This window comes from Variovorax sp. 22077, from assembly GCF_052044195.1.
GTDB classification, from domain to species: Bacteria; Pseudomonadota; Gammaproteobacteria; order Burkholderiales; family Burkholderiaceae_C; genus Variovorax; species Variovorax atrisoli.
The window spans coordinates 30,706-48,486 of the sequence record NZ_JBQEQC010000022.1 but is presented as its reverse complement, the minus strand read 5'-3'; the positions used below and the strand labels follow the sequence as shown (position 1 = coordinate 48,486).

General features: G+C 67.4%; 17 protein-coding genes. 10 read left to right on the top strand and 7 right to left on the bottom strand.

The annotated features are described in order from the left end of the window. Both ACTJLF_RS26430 and ACTJLF_RS26425 read right to left on the bottom strand, forming a co-directional pair. Entirely contained in the window at window positions 1-804 is an 804-nt protein-coding gene (locus ACTJLF_RS26430) for an ABC transporter permease (RefSeq protein ID WP_440884217.1), read from the bottom strand. Further along, window positions 801-2,219: a mannose-1-phosphate guanylyltransferase/mannose-6-phosphate isomerase gene (locus ACTJLF_RS26425; protein WP_440884216.1), complete on the bottom strand. Its 1,419-nt coding sequence runs from the start codon at window positions 2,217-2,219 to the stop codon at window positions 801-803. Before ACTJLF_RS26425 ends, ACTJLF_RS26430 begins: the two co-directional genes overlap by 4 nt. A 203-nt stretch (window positions 2,220-2,422) precedes the next feature. On the opposite strand from ACTJLF_RS26425, the gene ACTJLF_RS26420 reads away from it, so the two are divergent. Beyond that, the gene (locus ACTJLF_RS26420; RefSeq protein WP_440884215.1) at window positions 2,423-4,285 is read left to right on the top strand and encodes a glycosyltransferase family 2 protein; all 1,863 of its coding nucleotides are present in this window, start codon (window positions 2,423-2,425) and stop codon (window positions 4,283-4,285) included. After that, window positions 4,285-5,268 (top strand): glycosyltransferase family 2 protein, encoded by a 984-nt coding sequence (locus ACTJLF_RS26415; protein ID WP_440884214.1) that lies wholly within the window; start codon window positions 4,285-4,287, stop codon window positions 5,266-5,268. Before ACTJLF_RS26420 ends, ACTJLF_RS26415 begins: the two co-directional genes overlap by 1 nt. A gap of 10 nt (window positions 5,269-5,278) precedes the next feature. Here the strand turns inward: ACTJLF_RS26415 and ACTJLF_RS26410 are convergent, their stop codons facing one another. Continuing rightward, window positions 5,279-6,034: a glycosyltransferase family 2 protein gene (locus ACTJLF_RS26410; RefSeq protein ID WP_440884213.1), complete on the bottom strand. Its 756-nt coding sequence runs from the start codon at window positions 6,032-6,034 to the stop codon at window positions 5,279-5,281. Window positions 6,035-6,079: 45 nt separating this feature from the next. Between ACTJLF_RS26410 and ACTJLF_RS26405 the strand changes: the two genes are divergently transcribed. The 4 genes from ACTJLF_RS26405 to ACTJLF_RS26390 all read left to right on the top strand — a co-directional run bounded on the left by ACTJLF_RS26405 (window position 6,080) and on the right by ACTJLF_RS26390 (window position 10,063). After that, window positions 6,080-7,177, top strand: coding sequence for an MraY family glycosyltransferase (locus ACTJLF_RS26405; protein WP_093207307.1), 1,098 nt, complete (start codon window positions 6,080-6,082; stop codon window positions 7,175-7,177). A gap of 185 nt (window positions 7,178-7,362) precedes the next feature. Then, complete coding sequence (gene argB / locus ACTJLF_RS26400) at window positions 7,363-8,256, top strand: acetylglutamate kinase (protein WP_019656864.1); 894 nt, start codon at window positions 7,363-7,365, stop codon at window positions 8,254-8,256. Window positions 8,257-8,324: 68 nt separating this feature from the next. Beyond that, window positions 8,325-8,978 carry a nucleoid occlusion factor SlmA gene (gene slmA / locus ACTJLF_RS26395; RefSeq protein ID WP_019656865.1) on the top strand — a complete coding sequence of 218 codons (654 nt, stop codon included), beginning with the start codon at window positions 8,325-8,327 and terminating at the stop codon, window positions 8,976-8,978. A gap of 185 nt (window positions 8,979-9,163) precedes the next feature. Next, on the top strand, window positions 9,164-10,063 hold the full coding sequence (locus tag ACTJLF_RS26390; protein ID WP_440884212.1) for a DMT family transporter: 900 nt from the start codon (window positions 9,164-9,166) through the stop codon (window positions 10,061-10,063). A 9-nt stretch (window positions 10,064-10,072) separates the two neighbouring features. Here the strand turns inward: ACTJLF_RS26390 and ACTJLF_RS26385 are convergent, their stop codons facing one another. Genes ACTJLF_RS26385 through ACTJLF_RS26370 form a run of 4 tightly spaced genes read right to left on the bottom strand, consistent with a single transcriptional unit; the run spans window position 10,073 to window position 14,362 of the window. Further along, complete coding sequence (locus ACTJLF_RS26385) at window positions 10,073-11,131, bottom strand: malate/lactate/ureidoglycolate dehydrogenase (RefSeq protein WP_440884211.1); 1,059 nt, start codon at window positions 11,129-11,131, stop codon at window positions 10,073-10,075. A 3-nt stretch (window positions 11,132-11,134) separates the two neighbouring features. Further along, a complete protein-coding gene (locus tag ACTJLF_RS26380; RefSeq protein ID WP_440884210.1) occupies window positions 11,135-12,067 on the bottom strand; it encodes an SMP-30/gluconolactonase/LRE family protein in 933 nt (310 codons plus the stop codon). Window positions 12,068-12,099: 32 nt separating this feature from the next. Next, window positions 12,100-13,626, bottom strand: coding sequence for a UxaA family hydrolase (locus ACTJLF_RS26375; RefSeq protein ID WP_440884209.1), 1,527 nt, complete (start codon window positions 13,624-13,626; stop codon window positions 12,100-12,102). A 19-nt stretch (window positions 13,627-13,645) separates the two neighbouring features. Continuing rightward, a complete protein-coding gene (locus tag ACTJLF_RS26370) occupies window positions 13,646-14,362 on the bottom strand; it encodes a FadR/GntR family transcriptional regulator (RefSeq protein ID WP_440884208.1) in 717 nt (238 codons plus the stop codon). Window positions 14,363-14,481: 119 nt separating this feature from the next. Between ACTJLF_RS26370 and ACTJLF_RS26365 the strand changes: the two genes are divergently transcribed. The 4 genes from ACTJLF_RS26365 to ACTJLF_RS26350 all read left to right on the top strand — a co-directional run bounded on the left by ACTJLF_RS26365 (window position 14,482) and on the right by ACTJLF_RS26350 (window position 17,773). Next, window positions 14,482-15,216: an SDR family oxidoreductase gene (locus ACTJLF_RS26365; RefSeq protein ID WP_126182434.1), complete on the top strand. Its 735-nt coding sequence runs from the start codon at window positions 14,482-14,484 to the stop codon at window positions 15,214-15,216. Further along, window positions 15,213-15,977, top strand: coding sequence for an SDR family NAD(P)-dependent oxidoreductase (locus ACTJLF_RS26360; RefSeq protein ID WP_019656872.1), 765 nt, complete (start codon window positions 15,213-15,215; stop codon window positions 15,975-15,977). The genes ACTJLF_RS26365 and ACTJLF_RS26360 overlap by 4 nt, the downstream gene beginning before the upstream one ends. Window positions 15,978-16,034: 57 nt before the next feature. Further along, window positions 16,035-16,883, top strand: a complete 849-nt coding sequence (locus ACTJLF_RS26355) for a fumarylacetoacetate hydrolase family protein (protein ID WP_019656873.1) — start codon at window positions 16,035-16,037, stop codon at window positions 16,881-16,883. 110 nt (window positions 16,884-16,993) lie between these two features. Then, complete coding sequence (locus ACTJLF_RS26350) at window positions 16,994-17,773, top strand: GntR family transcriptional regulator (protein ID WP_026346618.1); 780 nt, start codon at window positions 16,994-16,996, stop codon at window positions 17,771-17,773. The last annotated feature ends 8 nt before the right edge of the window (window positions 17,774-17,781 follow it).

The window sequence follows — 17,781 nt, the reverse complement described above, 5'->3', positions numbered from 1 at the left end:
TCAGAGCCAGTAGACGACGCGACGGCGGTACTTCGAGAACAGGAGTGCGGCCGCGACTAGGCATAGCGCGGTCCATACCATGATGCCGATCCAGCTGTGCAGGTGAGCGACGCCGCCCATAAGCGGCGTGCGAAGCAGGTCCAGCATCTGCGCAAATGGATTCCACAGCACGTACTTGGCGCGGCCCGGCAAGCTTTCGGGCAGCCAGAACACGGGGGTTAGGAACATCAGCATCTGCATCACGCTGGTGACGATCTGCGTGACGTCGCGGTAGCGCGTGCAGATCAGCCCGAGCAGCAGCCCCAGCGCATGCGCGTTGATGATGAGGATGAGGAAGGCAGGCACTATGAGCAGCACTGACCAAGACAGCGAAACTCCAGCCCAGAGCGCCACAGGGATGTAGAGCACGATCTGGTGAGCAAACTGGATGAGATTGCGCGCCAGGCTACGCCAGACAAACAGGCTGATCGGGAAGTAGCCTTGCTTGAGGTAGTTGGACGACCCAACGAATGCGTTGCAGGCGTCAGTCACCACACTGGAGAAGAACGCCCAGAAGATGATCCCTAGTGCCAAGTGCGGAAAGAATCTGGACAGTTCGGTGCCGAACAGCGAACTGTAGAGCGGCCCCATGCCGGCGATCATCACGCCCATGCTCAGGGTTAGCCACAAGGGCCCGAGCATCGAGCGCCGGTAGCGCAGCACGATGTCGAACCATGCGAGAGTCAGCCAGATGTCGGTGCGGCGGGTACCCTGCCACCAGTCGGCCAGGGCGCTACGATGTAAATTTGAATGGACTTGGCTCATGTGCGCCCGTAGGTGTCTGCGAGACGGACGATGTCGTCTTCGCCCAAATACCCGCCGCACTGGACTTCGATGAGAACGAGTTCATCTTCGCCGGTGTTGGTTAGGCGGTGTTTTTCTCTCAAGGGAATGTAGCGGTACTGCCCGGGGAAGGTCTCGTACTCGACCTCTCCGATCTGCACGAGTGCCTGACCCTGTACCACCACCCAGTGCTCGGCACGTTCGTGGTGGTATTGCAGCGAGAGCGCCTCACCGGGCCTGACCGTGATGCGCTTGACCTTGTAGCCTTCTTCCTGCTTGAGCGAAGTGTACGTGCCCCAAGGGCGGTGAACCAGCGTGGGTTGATGAACGGTGTCGTGCTTGCGGGCCTTGAGCGCGTTCACGACCTGCTTGACCTTTTGCGCGCTGTCCTTATGCAGCACCAGCAAGGCGTCCGGTGTGTCGACGACCACCAGGTCGTGGACGCCGACGACCGCCACCACCTTGGGCCCGAAACTCTCCACCTGTACGTGCGTGCCCGTGGTGTCGAGCGCCACCACGTCGTCGGGCAGCGTGTTGCCGCTGGCATCTGGAATGAGTGCGTTGGACACGGCGGGCCATGAACCCACATCGCTCCAGCTGAACTTGGCCGGGACGACATGAACGTTCGAGGCACGCTCCATCACCGCGTAGTCGATGCTGATGTCCGGCTGCAGGCCGAACGCATGCAACTCGAAATTGACGCAGTTGCCCGAGGCCTTGGAGGCCTCCAAGGCGGCCCTTGCCGAACGGATCACTTCCGGCGCGTGTTCTTCGAGCGCCGCGATGATGGCGTCCGCCGTGAAGGCGAACATGCCGCTGTTCCAGTAGTAACGGCCTGTTGCCAGGTAGCCCTGGGCCGTTTCGAGGTCGGGCTTTTCGACGAAGCGCTTGACACCCTGGCTCTCGCGCGAGACATGCCCGACTTCGATGTAGCCGAATCCTGTGTCGGGACTGGTGGGACTTACGCCAAACACGACGAGCTTGCCTTCCTGCGCCAGGCGGAAGGCTTCGCTTGCGCTGGCCACGAAGGCGTGCACGTCCGGCACCAGGTGGTCTGCGGAAAGAACCAGCATCACCGTGTCCCCGCTGAACTGGCGTGCGCACTGGAGGGCCGCCAGCGCGATCGCCGGACCCGTGTTGCGTCCCTTGGGTTCGAGCAGAAAGGACGTGGCCGGCGGATCGGGCATCTGCTGGAGCACGTCGCGGGTCAGAAACAGATGGTCCTTGTTGGTCACAATCATCAGGTCGCCCGTGCCGCAGGCTTGGCCGCGCTCGATGGCTTGCTGGAGCAGCGTGGAGTCTCCGATCTTCATGAACGGCTTGGGGAACGCCTGGCGCGATGCAGGCCAGAGCCTGGAGCCGGCGCCTCCCGAGAGCACCACTGAGAGCAGCCTCATTGTTTTCCTTTTGCTTGTTGACCCAACCAATTTTACGGGCAGCTCCTGCTGCGGGCGGTGCGGGCCCCCAACCTGCGCAGACGCGGCTTGGCCGGGGCTGTTGCGAAGATAATCGCCGGGCGGCGCCATCTCACGGCTTTGCCGCTGTCTGTTTCCTTTCCCGACCCAAAGTTTCGTTCCACCCGCCTCGCGGGTCGCAATCCATGCATGCTATCTACCGATTTCTTGTTGCTCTGGCCGCCTTCGGGAGGGGCCCGGGTTTGATGGGGCGCGTGCAGCGGGCCTGGCGCATGTTCAAGAAATCAGGCTGGCCGGGCATTCGCTGGGAGATGGGGCGGCGCATTGGCGGCTACAACAATTACACGACCTGGGTGCGCCGCTACGACACGCTGACCCCCGAGAGCCGCAACAGGCTCGCCCAACGCGCGGCTGCCCTGGAAGGCCAGCCGCTCATCTCGGTCGTGATGCCTACGTACAACCCCAACCCCGCATGGCTGCGCGAGGCCATCGAGTCAGTGCGCGCCCAGATATACCCGAACTGGGAGCTCTGCATCGCAGACGACGCGTCGCCCTCGGCCGAGGTGCGCGCCATCCTCAAGTCATATAGCGAGAGCGACCCGCGCATCAAGGTTGTGTTCCGCCTTCAGAACGGCCACATCTCGGCCGCCTCCAACAGTGCGCTCGAACTGGTTTCCGGCCCCTGGGTGGCGCTCATGGACCATGACGACCTGCTGCCCGCCGACGCGCTGTTCTGGGTGGCCGACTGCATAGCCGCGAATCCCGGAGTGCAGTTGATCTACTCAGACGAGGACAAGGCCGACGAAAGTGGCTTCCGGTTCGGCCCCTATTTCAAGCCCGACTGGAACGTCGATCTTTTCCGCTCGCAGAACATGTTCAGCCATCTGGGCGTGCTTTCGACGGAACTGATGCGCTCTGTGGGCGGATTCCGTGTGGGAATGGAGGGGTCGCAGGACTGGGATCTGGTGCTGCGCTGCATGGAGCGCATCGAAGCCGGACAAATCAAGCACATCCCCCGCGTGCTGTATCACTGGCGCGTGCACAGCGAGAGCACCGCCCGCTCCATGAGCGCCAAGCCGTACGCGGCAATAGCCGGAGAGCGCGCGCTGAACGAACACTTTCAGCGCACCGGCGTGCGCGCTATGGCCGAGCACCTCGACTTCGGCTACCGCGTGCGTTACGCCTTGCCCGATGTCTTGCCGTTGGTTTCGGTGATCATTCCCACGCGCAACGCGCTGAGGCTCACGCGCCAGTGCGTCGAGTCGATCCTTTCGAAGACCACCTACTCGAACTACGAAATCATCATCGTCGACAACGGCTCCGACGACCCCGCCACGTTGGCTTGGTTCAAGCAGATTGCCGCCGAAAAGCCGAATGTGCGCGTGCTGCGCGACGATCGCGATTTCAACTATTCGGCGTTGAACAATGGTGCAGTTCCGTCTGCAAACGGCGAACTCCTGGCGCTGGTCAACAACGACATCGAGGTCATCACGCCGGACTGGCTGAGTGAAATGGTCAGCCTGGCGGTGCAGCCGGGCGTGGGTGCGGTGGGGGCACGGCTCTGGTATCCGAACAGGACGCTGCAGCATGCGGGCGTTATCTTGGGCATCGGCGGCATTGCCGCGCACGCGCACCGAGGCATGCCTGGGGGCCGCGAAGGCTATGCAGGCCGTGCAGCGCTGATCCAGTCGTTCTCGGCAGTCACCGCGGCATGCCTGGTGATCCAGAAGCAGCACTACCTGGCGGTGGGCGGGCTCGACGAAGTGAACCTCAAGGAGTCCTTCAACGACATCGATTTCTGCCTGCGCCTGCGCGAGGCCGGTCTGCGCAATGTCTGGACACCCTACGCCGAGCTATTCCACTACGAGTCCGCGACGCGCTCCAAGAACATGTCCCCGAAACGGCAGGCGCAATTCCAGGAAGAGTCCTCCTACATGCACAAGCGCTGGGGCGCCCTCATCCAGAACGACCCCGCCTACAGCCCCAACCTCATGCTCGCCCGCGAAGACTTCAGCTACGCCTGGCCCCCTCGCGTGCCTCCAGCCTGATGACGCCAGACATCTCCGTCGCCCTCTGCACCCGCAACGGCGCGCGCTACCTGCCTGCGCAGGTCCGCAGCATCTGCACGCAGGAGCCCTTGCCGCGCGAGATCATCGTGTCCGACGACGGCTCGTCTGACGACACGCTGGCCGTCGTTCGCGAGACGATCGCCCTGTGCGGCGTAGCCGACCGGATCGCGCTGCGGGTGTTCAGCAACACGCCGCCGCTGGGCGTGACGCGCAATTTCGAGCAGGCCGTGCGCGCCTGCAGCCACGAACTCATCGTGCTGTGCGACCAGGACGATGTCTGGCACCCCGGCCGCCTCGCCCGCATGGCGGCGCAATTCGAGGCTCGTCCCGACCTGCTGCTGCTGCATACCGACGCGCGCCTCGTCGATGCCGACCTGCAGCCCCTGGGCTCCACGCTCTTCCATGCGCTCGAAGTGCAGCCCGCCGAGCTGGAGGCCCTTTCGCGCGGAGACGCCTTCAGCGTGCTGCTGCGGCGCAACCTGGTGACGGGCGCGACCACCATGTTCCGCAGGACTTTGCTCGAGGCGGCGCTTCCGTTCGCGCCCGAGTGGGTGCATGACGAGTGGCTGGCCGCCATCGCCGCAGCTACGGGCCGCATGGACGTGCTGCCCGAGCCGACCATCGACTACCGCCAGCACGCCAGCAACCAGATCGGCGCGCGGCGGCTCACGCTGTCCGAGAAGATCGCCAAGGCTTTTGCCGAGCGCGGCGACAAGCACGTGGCGCGGCTGCATCGCGCCGATGCGCTGCTGCAGCGCCTGCTCCAGCTTGGCGACCGGGTGCCGGCCGCCTGGCTGGAGGCGCAGCGCGCCAAGGTGGCGCACCAGCGCTTCAGGGCCGGGTTGCCGAAGGCGCGCCCGCTGCGGGTGGTTCCGATCCTGGCCGAGGCCGCTCGCGGGCGCTATGCCCGCTTCGGCCGGGGCGGCCATGCCATCGCGCAGGACCTGCTCGAGCGCGGCTGACTAACTGGGGTCAGCGCGCCTTCGCCGCGAGCCGCCGGTAGCGCCAGAACGCCCCCGAAAGCCACACCTTCAGCAGGCTGGTCACGTGCCAGTACAGGTACTTCCTGCTGCGGTGGCTCTCGCGCTGCGCGTCGTGACGGGCGAGCAGGTTCTCGCCCACCTGCAGCTTCCAGCCCGCGAGCCGGGTGCGGGCGCAGATGTCGAAGTCCTCGCCGTACATGAAGAATTTCTCGTCGAAGCCGCCCACCTGCCGGTAGGCCTCGCTGCGAAACAGCATGAACAGGCCCGGAATCCACGCCGGCACCGTCGGGCGCACGTAGCCGGGCTTCTTTCTTCCGACGATCTCGAGCGGCGTGAGCAGCGCCCGATGCGGCTCGGGCTCGGTCTTGCCGGGCTCCAGGATGCGCGGCGTCAGCAGGCCGGCGTCCGCTGCCGCCTGCGCGAGCAGCGGCGACAGCACGTCGCTGTCGAAGCGGATATCCGGGTTCAGCACCAGGAACCACTCGGTGCCGCAGCGCTCGAAGGCCTGATTGTGATTGGCGCCGAAGCCCTTGGGGCTCGCGTTCTCGATCCGCTCCACCTCGAAGCCCCAGCTGCGGCCGGCGAGCAAGTCGGCCTCGGGGATGTTCAGCGTGAGCAGGACCTTGTCGATGACGGCGCGGCTGTACCTGTCCAACTGCTCCAGCAGCGGCAGCACCAGCGCGAGCTGGCCGTGGCTCACGATCGAAATGGTGATGGGATGGCGGGAGGAGGGGGGCGTGGGCATGGTCTAATTTCGCCCGGGAATTCTAGGGTTCCCCAAACCCCACACATGATTGCTCTGATCGTCATCAGTTTCTTCGTCGCCGCCTTCTCGGTCCAGGTGTTCATGCGACGTGCACGGCGGCATGCCCGCCTCTACGGCGCCGACATGCCCCAGCGCTTCCACAAGGGCCACGTGCCTCGCCTGGGTGGTGCGGGCATCCTGCTGGGCATGGGGGCGGCCTGGCTGGCCGCAGGCATCACCGGCACCGATCCGTTCAATGTCTCCTGGCCGGTCACGACCTCGATGCTCACGCTGGTGTGCATCCTGCCGGCAGTGCTGGGCGGCATCGTTGAAGACGTCACCCAGCGCGTGAAGGTGCGCTACCGGCTGGGGCTGACCATCGGCTCGGCGCTGCTGGTCTGCTGGCTGCTGGGGCTGGGCGTGGCGCGCACCGGCTTCGAGACGGTCGACGGCTGGCTGGCGATGGTGCCTTACGCCACCGTGCTCTTCGCGGCCCTGGCCATCGGCGGGCTGCCTCATGCCTTCAACATCATCGACGGCTACAACGGGCTCGCGGGCACGGTCGCGGTGCTGGTCTGCCTGGCGATCTCGCACGTGGCGCTGCAGGTGGGCGACCGGCAGCTGGCCGCCATGGTGATCTGCCTGGTCGGCGCCACCTTCGGCTTCCTGGTGTGGAACTACCCGCGCGGCAAGATCTTCGCCGGCGACGGCGGCGCCTACGTCTGGGGCATGGTGATCGCCGTGGCCTGCGTGACGCTGGTGCAGCGCCACCGCGTGGTGTCGCCGTGGTTCCCGATGCTGCTGCTGATCTACCCGGTGTGGGAGACGCTGTTCTCCATCTACCGCAAGCTGGCGCGCGGGCAGTCGCCCGGCACGGCCGACGCGCTGCACTTCCACCAGCTGATCTTCCGCCGCATCGTGCGCGTCGCCTTTGCGGACGACGAGGCCCGGCAGCTGCTGGCGCGCAACAACCGCACCTCGCCCTACCTGTGGATGTTCGCGGCCCTGTCGGTGGTGCCGGCGGTGCTGTTCTGGAACAACACCATCGTGCTGATGTTCTTCTGCCTGCTGTTCGTGACCACCTACGTGGGGGCGTACCTGATGATCGTGCGCTTCAAGGTCCCGCGCTGGCTGCGGCCGTGAACAGGCTCGCCCCCAGGCTTCGCGCACTTCGTGTCGCTGCGCCGACCCCTCGCCCGCGGGGCAACACCGGTGGCCCGGCGAGGCCGGCTCCACGGTGTTGCCCGCGCAGTCAGTCGGCTGTCACCGGGATTGCGCGAGAATTTGAGCCTCACCTGATCGTCCACCGCTTTGGAGCCTGACCGCCCATGACCGACCCCGTCCTCAACATCCCCCCGCGCGACAAGGCCGAGATCCTGGCCCAGGCGCTGCCGTACATCCGCAAGTTCCACGGCAAGACCATCGTCATCAAGTACGGCGGCAACGCCATGACCGACCCGGCGCTGCAGGCCGACTTCGCCGAAGACGTGGTGCTGCTGAAGCTGGTGGGCATGAACCCGGTGGTGGTGCACGGCGGCGGCCCGCAGATCGAGGCGGCGCTCAACCGCCTGGGCAAGAAGGGCAGCTTCATCCAGGGCATGCGCGTGACCGACGCCGAGACCATGGAAGTCGTCGAATGGGTGCTGGCCGGCGAGGTGCAGCAGGACATCGTGGGCCTGATCAACCAGGCCGGCGGCAAGGCCGTGGGCCTGACCGGTCGCGACGGTGGCCTGATTCGCGCGCAGAAGCTCAAGATGGCCGACCGCAACGATCCCAACGTGCACCACGACGTCGGCCAGGTCGGCGACATCGTCTCCATCGACCCCAGCGTGGTCAAGGCGCTGCAGGACGACGCCTTCATCCCGGTGGTCAGCCCCATCGGCTTCGGCGAGGAGAACGAGAGCTACAACATCAACGCCGACGTCGTCGCCGGCAAGCTGGCCACCGTGCTCAAGGCCGAGAAGCTCATGCTGCTGACCAACACGCCCGGCGTGCTCGACAAGGACGGCAAGCTGCTCACCAACCTCAGCGCCCGCGAGATCGACGACCTGTTCGCCGACGGCACCATCTCCGGCGGCATGCTGCCGAAGATCGAAGGTGCGCTCGACGCGGCCAAGAGCGGCGTGAACGCGGTGCACATCATCGACGGCCGCGTGCCGCACGCGATGCTGCTGGAGATCCTGACCGACCAGGCCTACGGCACGATGATCCGCGCCCGTTGAGGCCGGCGTGGGCGCGCGCTCACTGCGCTGTGCGAGAATCAATTGATTACATCTTTGCACGCGCTCCCATGCAGAACGAAGAGACGACCAGTGCTTCCGGCGTAGAGACTCCTGCGGAAACGACCACTCCCCCGGCGCGCAAGCGCCCCAAGCCGGGCGAGCGGCGCGTGCAGATCCTGCAGGCGCTCGCCTCCATGCTGGAGCAGCCGGGCGCCGAGCGGGTCACCACTGCTGCGCTGGCCGCGCGGCTCGAAGTGAGCGAGGCCGCGCTCTATCGCCATTTCGCGAGCAAGGCCCAGATGTTCGAGGGCCTGATCGACTTCATCGAGCAGAGCGTCTTCACGCTGGTCAACCAGATCCTCGAGCGCGAGGGCGCCACCGGCGCCCAGCAGGCCGCCCGCATCCTCACGCTGCTCGTGCAGTTCGCAGAGCGCAATCCCGGCATGACCCGCGTCATGGTGGGCGACGCGCTGGTCTACGAGAACGAGCGCCTCCAGCAGCGCATGAACCAGTTCTTCGACAAGATCGAATCCACGCTGCGCCAGGTGCTTCGCGGGGCCGCCGCGGCCGACGGCTCGGCCACGCCCAGCGTCGATGCGCAGGTGCGCGCAGCGGCGCTCACCGCCTTCGTGGTGGGGCAGCTGCAGCGCTTCGCGCGCTCGGGCTTCCGCCGCGCGCCTTCCGAGCACCTGGAAGCGACGATTGCGCTGATCGTCCGATAGGGGTACCCCGCAGGGCGCCGGCAGGCTCGCACCGAGCGCCTCCGGCGCAGTAGCATCGTTCAGCCCTTGCCGCCAGTCCTGGCGGCAGGCCGATGTTCGCGGTTGCCTCCACGGAGGTCGCATGAGCCATGGCGCGGTAGCTTGCCTGTGTCCGATGGAGCCTCGCTCTTCGCGGGTGCGTGCTCATGCCTGACGCGACGCGCGGCGACGGCCTGCGGACCATCCTCCTGACGGCGATCGCCATGCTGGCGTTTGCCGCAAATTCGCTGCTTTGCCGGCTCGCGCTGCAGCGCGGGGGCATCGACCCGGCGAGCTTCGGCAGCGTCAGGCTCCTGGCGGGCGCGCTCATGCTGGGGCTCCTCGTGCGCCTCAGGGCGCAGCCGGCCGCTTTGTCGGCTCCGCCGGTCCGCGCCGACTGGCTGGCGGCCGTCATGCTGTTCGGCTATGTCGCCTTCTTTTCCTTTGCTTACCTCAGCCTGTCGGCGGGTACGGGAGCGCTGATCCTGTTCGGCGCGGTCCAGCTGACGATGTTCGGCGCGGGCCTGCGATCCGGCAGCGAGCGCTTCGGGGCGCCCGGATGGTTCGGCTTCGCCATGGCGGTCGGCGGGCTGGTCTACCTGGTGTCGCCGGGGATCGCCGCTCCGCCGCCGCTGGGCGCCCTGCTGATGGCCGCCGCAGGCGTGGCCTGGGGCGTGTATTCGCTGCGGGGCAGGAGCGTGGCCGATCCGCTGGCCGCCACCGCGCGCAACTTCACGCGGGCCCTGCCGCTGGCACTGGCGCTGAGTCTGGTGTTCGCAGTCGAGGCGCATGCCGATGTGCATGCCGATGCGATGGGGCTCGTGCTTGCCGTCGCCTCCGGCGCGCTGACCTCGGGGCTCGGCTATGCGGTCTGGTACGCGGTGCTGGGGCGCCTCGGCGCGATGCGCGCCGCCACCGTGCAACTGTCGGTTCCGCTGTTGGCCGCATTCGGTGGCGTGCTGTTCCTGTCGGAAGCGATCACGCCGCGGCTGGCCGTGGCTTCCATCGCGATCCTGGGCGGCATCGCGCTCGTGCTCGGCCAGAAGGCGCGAAGCGCCCGTCCGTAGGCTGGCTGGCTACGAGACCTGCACGCCCACCTTCGCCCCCGCCGCGACGATCTCTCCCCACGTCGCATCGTCCACCCAGATCCCCTCCTTGCGCCGTGCCGCGCGCGCCTTGCGCTCCGGCTCGCCCGCGATCTGCACTTCGTCGAAGCCCTGTCCGGGCGGGCTCTGCCGCAGCCAGCCGACAAACTCCCGGGCCTCCTCGTCGAAGGACTTCTGCGTGCCCAGCTTCGCCGGATCGATCAGCACCGTGAGCATGCCGTTGAGCACCGTGCGTGCCGTGTCCGCCTGCCGGTGCCAGGTGCCGCCGCCGGTGAGGGCGCCGCCGAGCAGCTCGCAGGCCACCGCCATGCCGTAGCCCTTGTGCTCGCCGAAGGTCATGAGCGCGCCGAAGAGGCCGTTGCCCTGCGGCACCACCACCACGCCCGGGTCGTTGGTCGGCGCGCCGTTCTCGTCGATGAGGTAGCCGTCGGGCACGCGCTCGCCCTTGTTGTGTGCCACGCGCATCTTTCCCTGCGCCACGCGGCTGGTCGCGTAGTCGAGCACGAAGGGCTCCGCGCCCGCGAGCGGAATGCCGATGCAGCAGGGATTGGTGCCGAAGCGCCCGTCGCCGCCGCCCCAGGGCGCGACCACCGGCCGCGAGAGCACGTTGACGAAGTGCATCGACACCAGCCCCTGCGCCGTCGCCATCTCCGCGAAGTGCCCGATGCGCCCCAGGTGGTGCGCATGAGACAGCGTGAAGATGCAGCTGCCGTGCTGCTTCGCCCGCGCGATGCCCAGCTCCATCGCCTGCACGCCGACGATCTGGCCGTAGCCGTGCTGGCCGTCCAGGCCCATCAGCGTGCCGATGTCGAGGTTCACGCGCACCGCGGCGTTCGGCTTCAGGCCGCCTTCGGCCACCGCGTCGACATAGCGCGGCAGCATGCCCACGCCGTGCGAGTCGTGCCCGCTCAGGTTGGCCAGCACCAGGTTGGCCGCCACCTGCTGTGCCTCGGCGGGCGAGCTGCCCGCGGCTTCGAGGATGCGGGCGACGGTGGCCTGCAGGTGGTCGGCCTTGAGCGTATGGGACATGGATCAGGCTCCTTTCGCGTTCAGCGTGATGGCGTAGAGCGACGTTGTCGCGCAGATGAAGAGGCGGTTGCGCTTGGGGCCGCCGAAGCAGACGTTGGCCACGCGCTCGGGCAGCAGGATCTTGCCCAGCAGCGTGCCGTCGGGGTGGTAGGCGTGCACGCCGTCGAGCGCGCTGGTCCAGATGCGGCCTTCGGTGTCGAGGCGGAAGCCGTCGAAGAGGCCGCTGGTGCATTCGGCGAAGACCTCGCCGCCGCCCAGGCTGCGGCCGTCGGCGCCCACCTTGAACCTGCGGATGTGCCGCGGGCCGTCGGGCGCATGGCTCGCGCCCGTGTCGGCGATGTACAGCAGCGACCCGTCGGGCGAGAAGGCCAGTCCGTTGGGCTTGACGAAGTCGTCGGCCATCAGCTCGACCTCACCGCTTTGCGGGTCGATGCGGTAGACATGGCACGCGCCGATCTCGCTCTCGGCCTTCAGGCCTTCGTAGTCGGAGAGGATGCCGTAGCTCGGGTCGGTGAACCACACGGCGCCGTCCGAGTGCACGACCACGTCGTTGGGCGAGTTCAGCCGCTTGCCCTTCCAGTGCGAGGCCAGCACGTTGATCGTGCCGTCGTGCTCGGTGCGCGTCACGCGCCGCGTGAGGTGCTCGCAGCTCACGAGCCGGCCCTGGCGGTCGACCGTGTTGCCGTTGGTGTTGTCCGACGGCTCGCGGAAAGTTCCCACCGTGCCGTTGACCTCGTCGAAGCGCAGCATGCGGTTGTTCGGAATGTCCGACCACACCAGCGTGCGGTGCGCCGCGAACCACGCGGGGCCTTCGCACCAGCGCGCGCCGGTCCACAGGCGCTGCACGCGCTCGGGGCCCGGGACGCAGCCCTTGAAGCGCGGGTCCAGTTGCTCGAAGCCTGTGCCTTCCAGGAAGCCGAAGGGGAGAGTCGCCATGGAGTTCCTCGTCGTCGATGGGTTCGCTCGGTTCACATCACCGCACCGACCTGCCACGGCACGAACTCGTTCTGGCCGTAGCCGTGCTGCTCGCTCTTCGACTGCGCGCCCGATGCAGTCGCGAGCACCAGCTCGAAGATGCGCTGGCCCATCTCCTGGATCGACGCGGTGCCGTCGACGATCTCGCCGCAGTTGATGTCCATGTCTTCCTCCTGCCGCTGCCACAGCGCCGAGTTGGTCGCCAGCTTGAGCGAAGGCGAGGGCGCGCAGCCGTAGGCCGAGCCGCGCCCGGTGGTGAAGCAGATCAGGTTGGCGCCGCCGGCCACCTGTCCGGTGGCGCTCACAGGGTCGTAGCCGGGCGTGTCCATGTAGACGAAGCCGTGCGCGGTGACGGGCTCCGCGTATTCGTACACCGCCTCGAGGTTGCTGGTGCCGCCCTTGGCGACCGCGCCCAGCGATTTCTCGAGGATGGTGGTGAGCCCACCTGCCTTGTTGCCCGGCGAGGGGTTGTTGTTCATCTCGCCTTCGTTGACGGCGGTGTAGTGCTCCCACCACTTGATGCGGTCCACCAGCTTCTGGCCGACCTCGCGCTTCACCGCGCGCCGCGTCAACAGGTGCTCGGCGCCGTACACCTCGGGCGTCTCGCTGAGGATGGCCGTTCCGCCGTGCGCCACCAGCAGGTCGACCGCCGCGCCCAGCGCCGGGTTGGCGCTGATGCCCGAGTAGCCGTCCGAGCCGCCGCACTGCAGCCCGATCGTGATGTGCGCCGCGCTGCAGGGCTCGCGCCTCACCGCGTTGGCGCGCGGCAGCATCTCGTTGATGAGCGCCACGCCCTTCTCGACCGTCTTGCGCGTGCCGCCCGTGTCCTGGATGTTGAAGGTGCGGAAGTTCTCGCCCTCGGCCAGGTGGCCGGTCGCGAGCCAGGCGTTGATCTGGTTGGCCTCGCAGCCCAGGCCCACCACCAGCACACCCGCGAAGTTCGCATGCGTGGCATAGCCCGTGAGCGTGCGCTCCAGGATCTGCATGCCCAGGCCCTGCGTGTCCATGCCGCAGCCGGTGCCGTGCGTGAGCGCGATCACGCCGTCCACGTTGGGGAAGGCCGCCAGTGCCTGCGGGTTGGTCTTGCGCGAGAAGTGGTCGGCGATGGCGCGCGCGGCGGTGGCCGAGCAGTTCACGCTGGTCAGCACGCCGATGTAGTTGCGCGTGGCCACGCGGCCGTCGGCACGCCGGATGCCCATGAAGGTGGCTTCGCGCTTCGCGGGCGCGGGCTTCACGTCGGCGCCGAAGGCGTAGTCGCGTTCGAAGTCGCCCTTGTCGGGGCCCATGTCGAGGTTCTGCGTGTGCACGTGCTCGCCGGCGGCGATGGGGCGGCTCGCGAAGCCGATGATCTGGTTGTAGCGGCGCACCGGTTCGCCCTGCGCGATGTCGCGCATCGCGATCTTGTGGCCCGGCGGGATCAGCCCGCGCACGGCCACGCCTTCGACGGTGGCACCGCCGAGCAGCTGCGAGCGCGCGATGACGACGTCGTCGGCGGGGTGGAGTCGGATGTAGGGAGTCATCGTGGTGTTCTTCCTCGGTTCAGGAAGCCTTGGTGCGGCGCCAGCTCGCGCTGAAGCGCTGGTGGAACTTGTCCATGTGTTCGTGCATGGCGCTGCGAGCGGCGGACGGGTCGCGCGCGGCGATGGCGTCGAGGATCAGCTCGTGCTCGCCGATGGCCACCTGCCACGACTCCATGGTCTCGAAGTAGTCGATCATGCGGGCGAAGATCGGCCCGTGCCGCGACTCCCAGAAGCCCTGGACCGTCTCGGTCAGCACCACGTTGTCGCAGGCGTTGACGATGGCCAGGTGGAAGGCGCGGTCGCCCTCGTGCGGCACCTCGCCGTTCGCGGCCAGCTCGCGCATCATGCGGATCGCGCGGCGCATGGCGTCCACGTCCTTGCGCTTGCCGTGCTGGGCCGCGGTGGCGGCGGTCTCGCCTTCCACCATGCGGCGCGCGCGGATGATCTCCAGCGGCCCCCATTCGATGCCGGCCGCGCCGTTGGCCGGCGGCAGCGTGCGCTGCGAGCGGTCGAGCACGTACACGCCAGAGCCGGTGCGTACCTCGACCCAGCCTTCCACCTCCAGCGCGATCAGCGCCTCGCGCACCGATGGCCGGCTCACGCCCAGCTGCCGGGCCAGGTCGCGCTCGGCGGGAATGCGCGCGCCCACAGCGAATTCGCCCTTGCCGATGAGCTCGCGCAGCTGTTCGGCGATCTGGCGGTAGAGGCGCTGGGGTTCGAGGGTCTGGATCGGCACGGAAACGGAAAGGCAGGCGGGAGGGTTAGGGGTTGTCCTGAATTGGCCAAGTGGTAAGGCCAATTCAGAATACGCCACATTGCCCGGACCATCATCGGGCCAAACCCGAGGAGAGCTCCATGAGATTGAAGGGAAAGACCGCGCTGGTCACTGCCGCCGGCCAGGGCATCGGCCATGCCAGCGTGCTCGCCATGGCCGCCGAGGGCGCACAGGTCTGGGCCACCGACGTCAACGAGAAGCTGCTGGAGCGCTACGCGGGCGTGCCCAACGTCACCGCGCTGAAGCTCGACGTGCTCGACAAGGCCGCCATCGGCGCGCTGGCGGCCAAGCTGCCGCCGCTGGACGTCCTCTTCAACTGCGCCGGCGTGGTCCACAACGGCGCCATCGAGCAGGCGACCGACGACGAACTGCTCTTTGCCTTCAACCTCAACGTACGCGCCCAGATGTGGACCATCCAGGCCGTGCTGCCCGGCATGTTGGCGGCGGGGCGCGGCAGCATCATCAACATGGCCAGCGTGTGCTCCAGCATGAAGGGGCTGCCCAACCGCTTCGTCTACGGCACCACCAAGGCGGCCGTGCTGGGCCTCACCAAGAGCGTGGCGGCCGACTACGTGGCGCGCGGCATCCGCTGCAATGCGGTGTGCCCCGGCACGGTCGACACGCCCTCGCTGGGCGAGCGCATCAACGCCAATGCCGACCCCGACGCCGCGCGCCGCGCTTTCATCGCGCGCCAGCCCATGGGACGGCTCGCACAGGCCGAGGAGATCGCGCCGGTGGTCGTGTTCCTCGCGAGCGACGAATCGGTGTTCGCCACCGGCCAGTACTTCACGGTCGACGGCGGCATCACGATATGAACCAGCTCGACTTCCGCGGGCGCCACGCGGTCGTCACCGGCGGTGCCACGGGGCTGGGCTTCGGCATTGCGCAGCGGCTCGTCGCCTCGGGTGGCAGCGTCACGCTGTGGGACCGCGACGAAGACGCAGCCACCAAGGCCGCCGAATCGCTCGGCGACAAGGCCTTCGCGCTGAAGGTCGACGTGTCGCAGCATGCCTCGGTCGCCCAGGCCGTGGCCGCCACGCTGTCGCATGCGCCGCGCATCGACGCGCTCGTCAACAGCGCCGGCATCACCGGGCCCAACACGAAGCTGTGGGACTACCCCGTCGACGACTGGCGCCAGGTGATGGAAGTCAACGTCAACGGCGTGTTCCTCTGCTGCCGCGAGGTGGTCGCGCAGATGCGCAGGCAGGGCAGCGACGGCAGCGGCGGCCACGGCCGCATCGTCAACATCGCCTCGGTGGCCGGCAAGGACGGCAACCCCAACGCCAGTGCCTACAGCGCGAGCAAGGCGGCCGTCATCGGCCTGACCAAGTCGCTCGGCAAGGAGCTGGCCGACACCGGCATCCGCGTGAACTGCGTGACGCCCGCGGCGGTGAAGACCGCCATCTTCGACCAGATGACGCCGCAGCACATCGCCTTCATGCTCTCGAAGATTCCCATGGGCCGCTTCGGCACGGTGGAGGAGGTGGCCGCGATGGTCGGCTGGCTCTGCACCGAGGACTGCTCGTTCTCCACCGGCGCCGTGTTCGACCTGTCCGGCGGCCGCTCGACATACTGACCGGCCGGGCCCGCTCATCCCACACACTTCCGAATTCCAACGCACTGAAAGGAAAACATGAAACTCGTCCGCTACGGCAACCCCGGCAAGGAAAAGCCCGGCCTCATCGATGACAACGGCCAGCTGCGCGACCTGAGCGCCCTCGTCAAGGACATCGGCCCCGAGCAGCTCGGCGACGCCGCGCTCGCCAAGCTGCGCAAGCAGAAGATCGACAAGCTGCCGCTGGTCAAGGGCAAGCCGCGCTTCGGCTGCCCGGTGGCGAACGTGGGCAAGTTCATCGCCATCGGCCTCAACTACGCGGACCACGCGGCCGAGTCCGGCCTGCCGGTGCCCAAGGAGCCGGTGGTGTTCACCAAGGCCAACAGCTGCATCCAGGGCCCGAACGATCCGGTGATGCTGCCCAAGGGCTCGGTCAAGACCGACTGGGAAGTCGAGCTCGGCGTGGTCATCGGCACGCGTGCGCGCTACGTGCCGCAGAAGAGCGCGCTCGACTACGTGGCCGGCTACTGCACCATCAACGACATCAGCGAGCGCGAATACCAGATCGAGCGCGGCGGCACCTGGGACAAGGGCAAGGGCTGCGACACCTTCGGCCCCATCGGCCCGTGGCTGGTGACGCGCGACGACGTGCCCAACCCGCAGAAGCTCTCGATGTGGCTCGACCTGAACGGCAAGCGCGTGCAGACCGGCAACACCAAGACGATGATCTTCAGCGTGGCCAAGATCGTGAGCTACGTCAGCCAGTTCATGACGCTGATGCCGGGCGACGTCATCACCACCGGCACGCCCCCGGGCGTGGGCATGGGCATGAAGCCGCCGCTCTTCCTGAAGAAGGGCGATGTGATGACGCTGGGCATCGAGGGCCTGGGCGACCAGCGCCAGGAAGTGGTTCCCTTCAAGCTCTGAGCTTCTGCCGGCAGTTTCAATGAAGGCGCCTCCGGCGCCTTTTTTTTGCGGCTTCAAATGTCCCATTGACAGAACATTGAAACTGCAAAACCATCAACGGCATGTCGCAGATGCCTTTGCCGAAATACCACCAGATCTATCTGGTGCTGCGTGAGCAGCTGCACGAAGGCCGCTTTGCGGAAGGCCTGCCTGGTGAGCTGGCGCTGATGGGGCAGTTCAACGTGGCGCGCGTCACCGTGCGCCGCGCACTGGAGCAGCTGGCTTCCGAAGGACTCATCGAACGCAATCCCGGGCGCCGCACGCGCGCGGTGCCGCCGGCCGGCGGCGAAGGCCCCGGCACCAGAAGCATGGAGCGCGCCAACCTGCGCGGCCTGCTCGAGAACCTCGTCACCATGGGCCTGCACACCTCGGTCAAGGTGATCGAGGTGGCCACCATCACGGCATCCACGCAGGTGGCCGAGGCGCTGCAGCTCCAGCTCGGCGATGCGGTGCAGAAGGCCGTGCGCGTGCGCTCCACCAAGGAGGGGCCGCTCTCGCACATCACGACCTACGTGCCCGACACCATCGCGCGCCGCTTTGGCCGGCGCGAGCTGTCGAAGAAGCCCATCCTGGTGCTGCTGGAGGAATCGGGCGTGAAGGTGGGGCGCGCCCACCAGACCATTTCCGCCCGGCTGGCCGACAACGTGCTCGCGCAGCACCTCGATGTCTCCGTCGGCTCGGCCCTGCTCGCGGTGCGCCGCCTGATCTACGACGAGGACGAGCGGCCCGTGCAGTGGCTGCACGGCTTCTACCGCCCCGACCGCTACACCTACGAGATGCAGCTCTCCCGCGTGGGCAGCATCGACGCGAAGGTGTGGGTCAGCAAGGACGTGTCAGCCCAGTTCAACTGAAGAGAAAA

Excerpts from the sequence above, each read along its gene's own strand:
- ACTJLF_RS26405 (WP_093207307.1), top strand. The coding sequence starts at position 6,080 with ATGATTGCTCTGATCGTCATCAGTTTCTTCGTCGCCGCCTTCTCGGTC.
- ACTJLF_RS26355 (WP_019656873.1), top strand. The coding sequence starts at position 16,035 with ATGAAACTCGTCCGCTACGGCAACCCCGGCAAGGAAAAGCCCGGCCTC.
- ACTJLF_RS26415 (WP_440884214.1), top strand. The coding sequence starts at position 4,285 with ATGACGCCAGACATCTCCGTCGCCCTCTGCACCCGCAACGGCGCGCGC.
- ACTJLF_RS26430 (WP_440884217.1), bottom strand. The coding sequence starts at position 804 with ATGAGCCAAGTCCATTCAAATTTACATCGTAGCGCCCTGGCCGACTGG.
- ACTJLF_RS26385 (WP_440884211.1), bottom strand. The coding sequence starts at position 11,131 with ATGTCCCATACGCTCAAGGCCGACCACCTGCAGGCCACCGTCGCCCGC.
- ACTJLF_RS26390 (WP_440884212.1), top strand. The coding sequence starts at position 9,164 with ATGCCTGACGCGACGCGCGGCGACGGCCTGCGGACCATCCTCCTGACG.
- argB (WP_019656864.1), top strand. The coding sequence starts at position 7,363 with ATGACCGACCCCGTCCTCAACATCCCCCCGCGCGACAAGGCCGAGATC.
- ACTJLF_RS26365 (WP_126182434.1), top strand. The coding sequence starts at position 14,482 with ATGAGATTGAAGGGAAAGACCGCGCTGGTCACTGCCGCCGGCCAGGGC.
- ACTJLF_RS26380 (WP_440884210.1), bottom strand. The coding sequence starts at position 12,067 with ATGGCGACTCTCCCCTTCGGCTTCCTGGAAGGCACAGGCTTCGAGCAA.
- ACTJLF_RS26420 (WP_440884215.1), top strand. The coding sequence starts at position 2,423 with ATGCATGCTATCTACCGATTTCTTGTTGCTCTGGCCGCCTTCGGGAGG.
- ACTJLF_RS26360 (WP_019656872.1), top strand. The coding sequence starts at position 15,213 with ATGAACCAGCTCGACTTCCGCGGGCGCCACGCGGTCGTCACCGGCGGT.
- ACTJLF_RS26410 (WP_440884213.1), bottom strand. The coding sequence starts at position 6,034 with ATGCCCACGCCCCCCTCCTCCCGCCATCCCATCACCATTTCGATCGTG.
- ACTJLF_RS26375 (WP_440884209.1), bottom strand. The coding sequence starts at position 13,626 with ATGACTCCCTACATCCGACTCCACCCCGCCGACGACGTCGTCATCGCG.
- ACTJLF_RS26425 (WP_440884216.1), bottom strand. The coding sequence starts at position 2,219 with ATGAGGCTGCTCTCAGTGGTGCTCTCGGGAGGCGCCGGCTCCAGGCTC.
- slmA (WP_019656865.1), top strand. The coding sequence starts at position 8,325 with ATGCAGAACGAAGAGACGACCAGTGCTTCCGGCGTAGAGACTCCTGCG.
- ACTJLF_RS26350 (WP_026346618.1), top strand. The coding sequence starts at position 16,994 with ATGCCTTTGCCGAAATACCACCAGATCTATCTGGTGCTGCGTGAGCAG.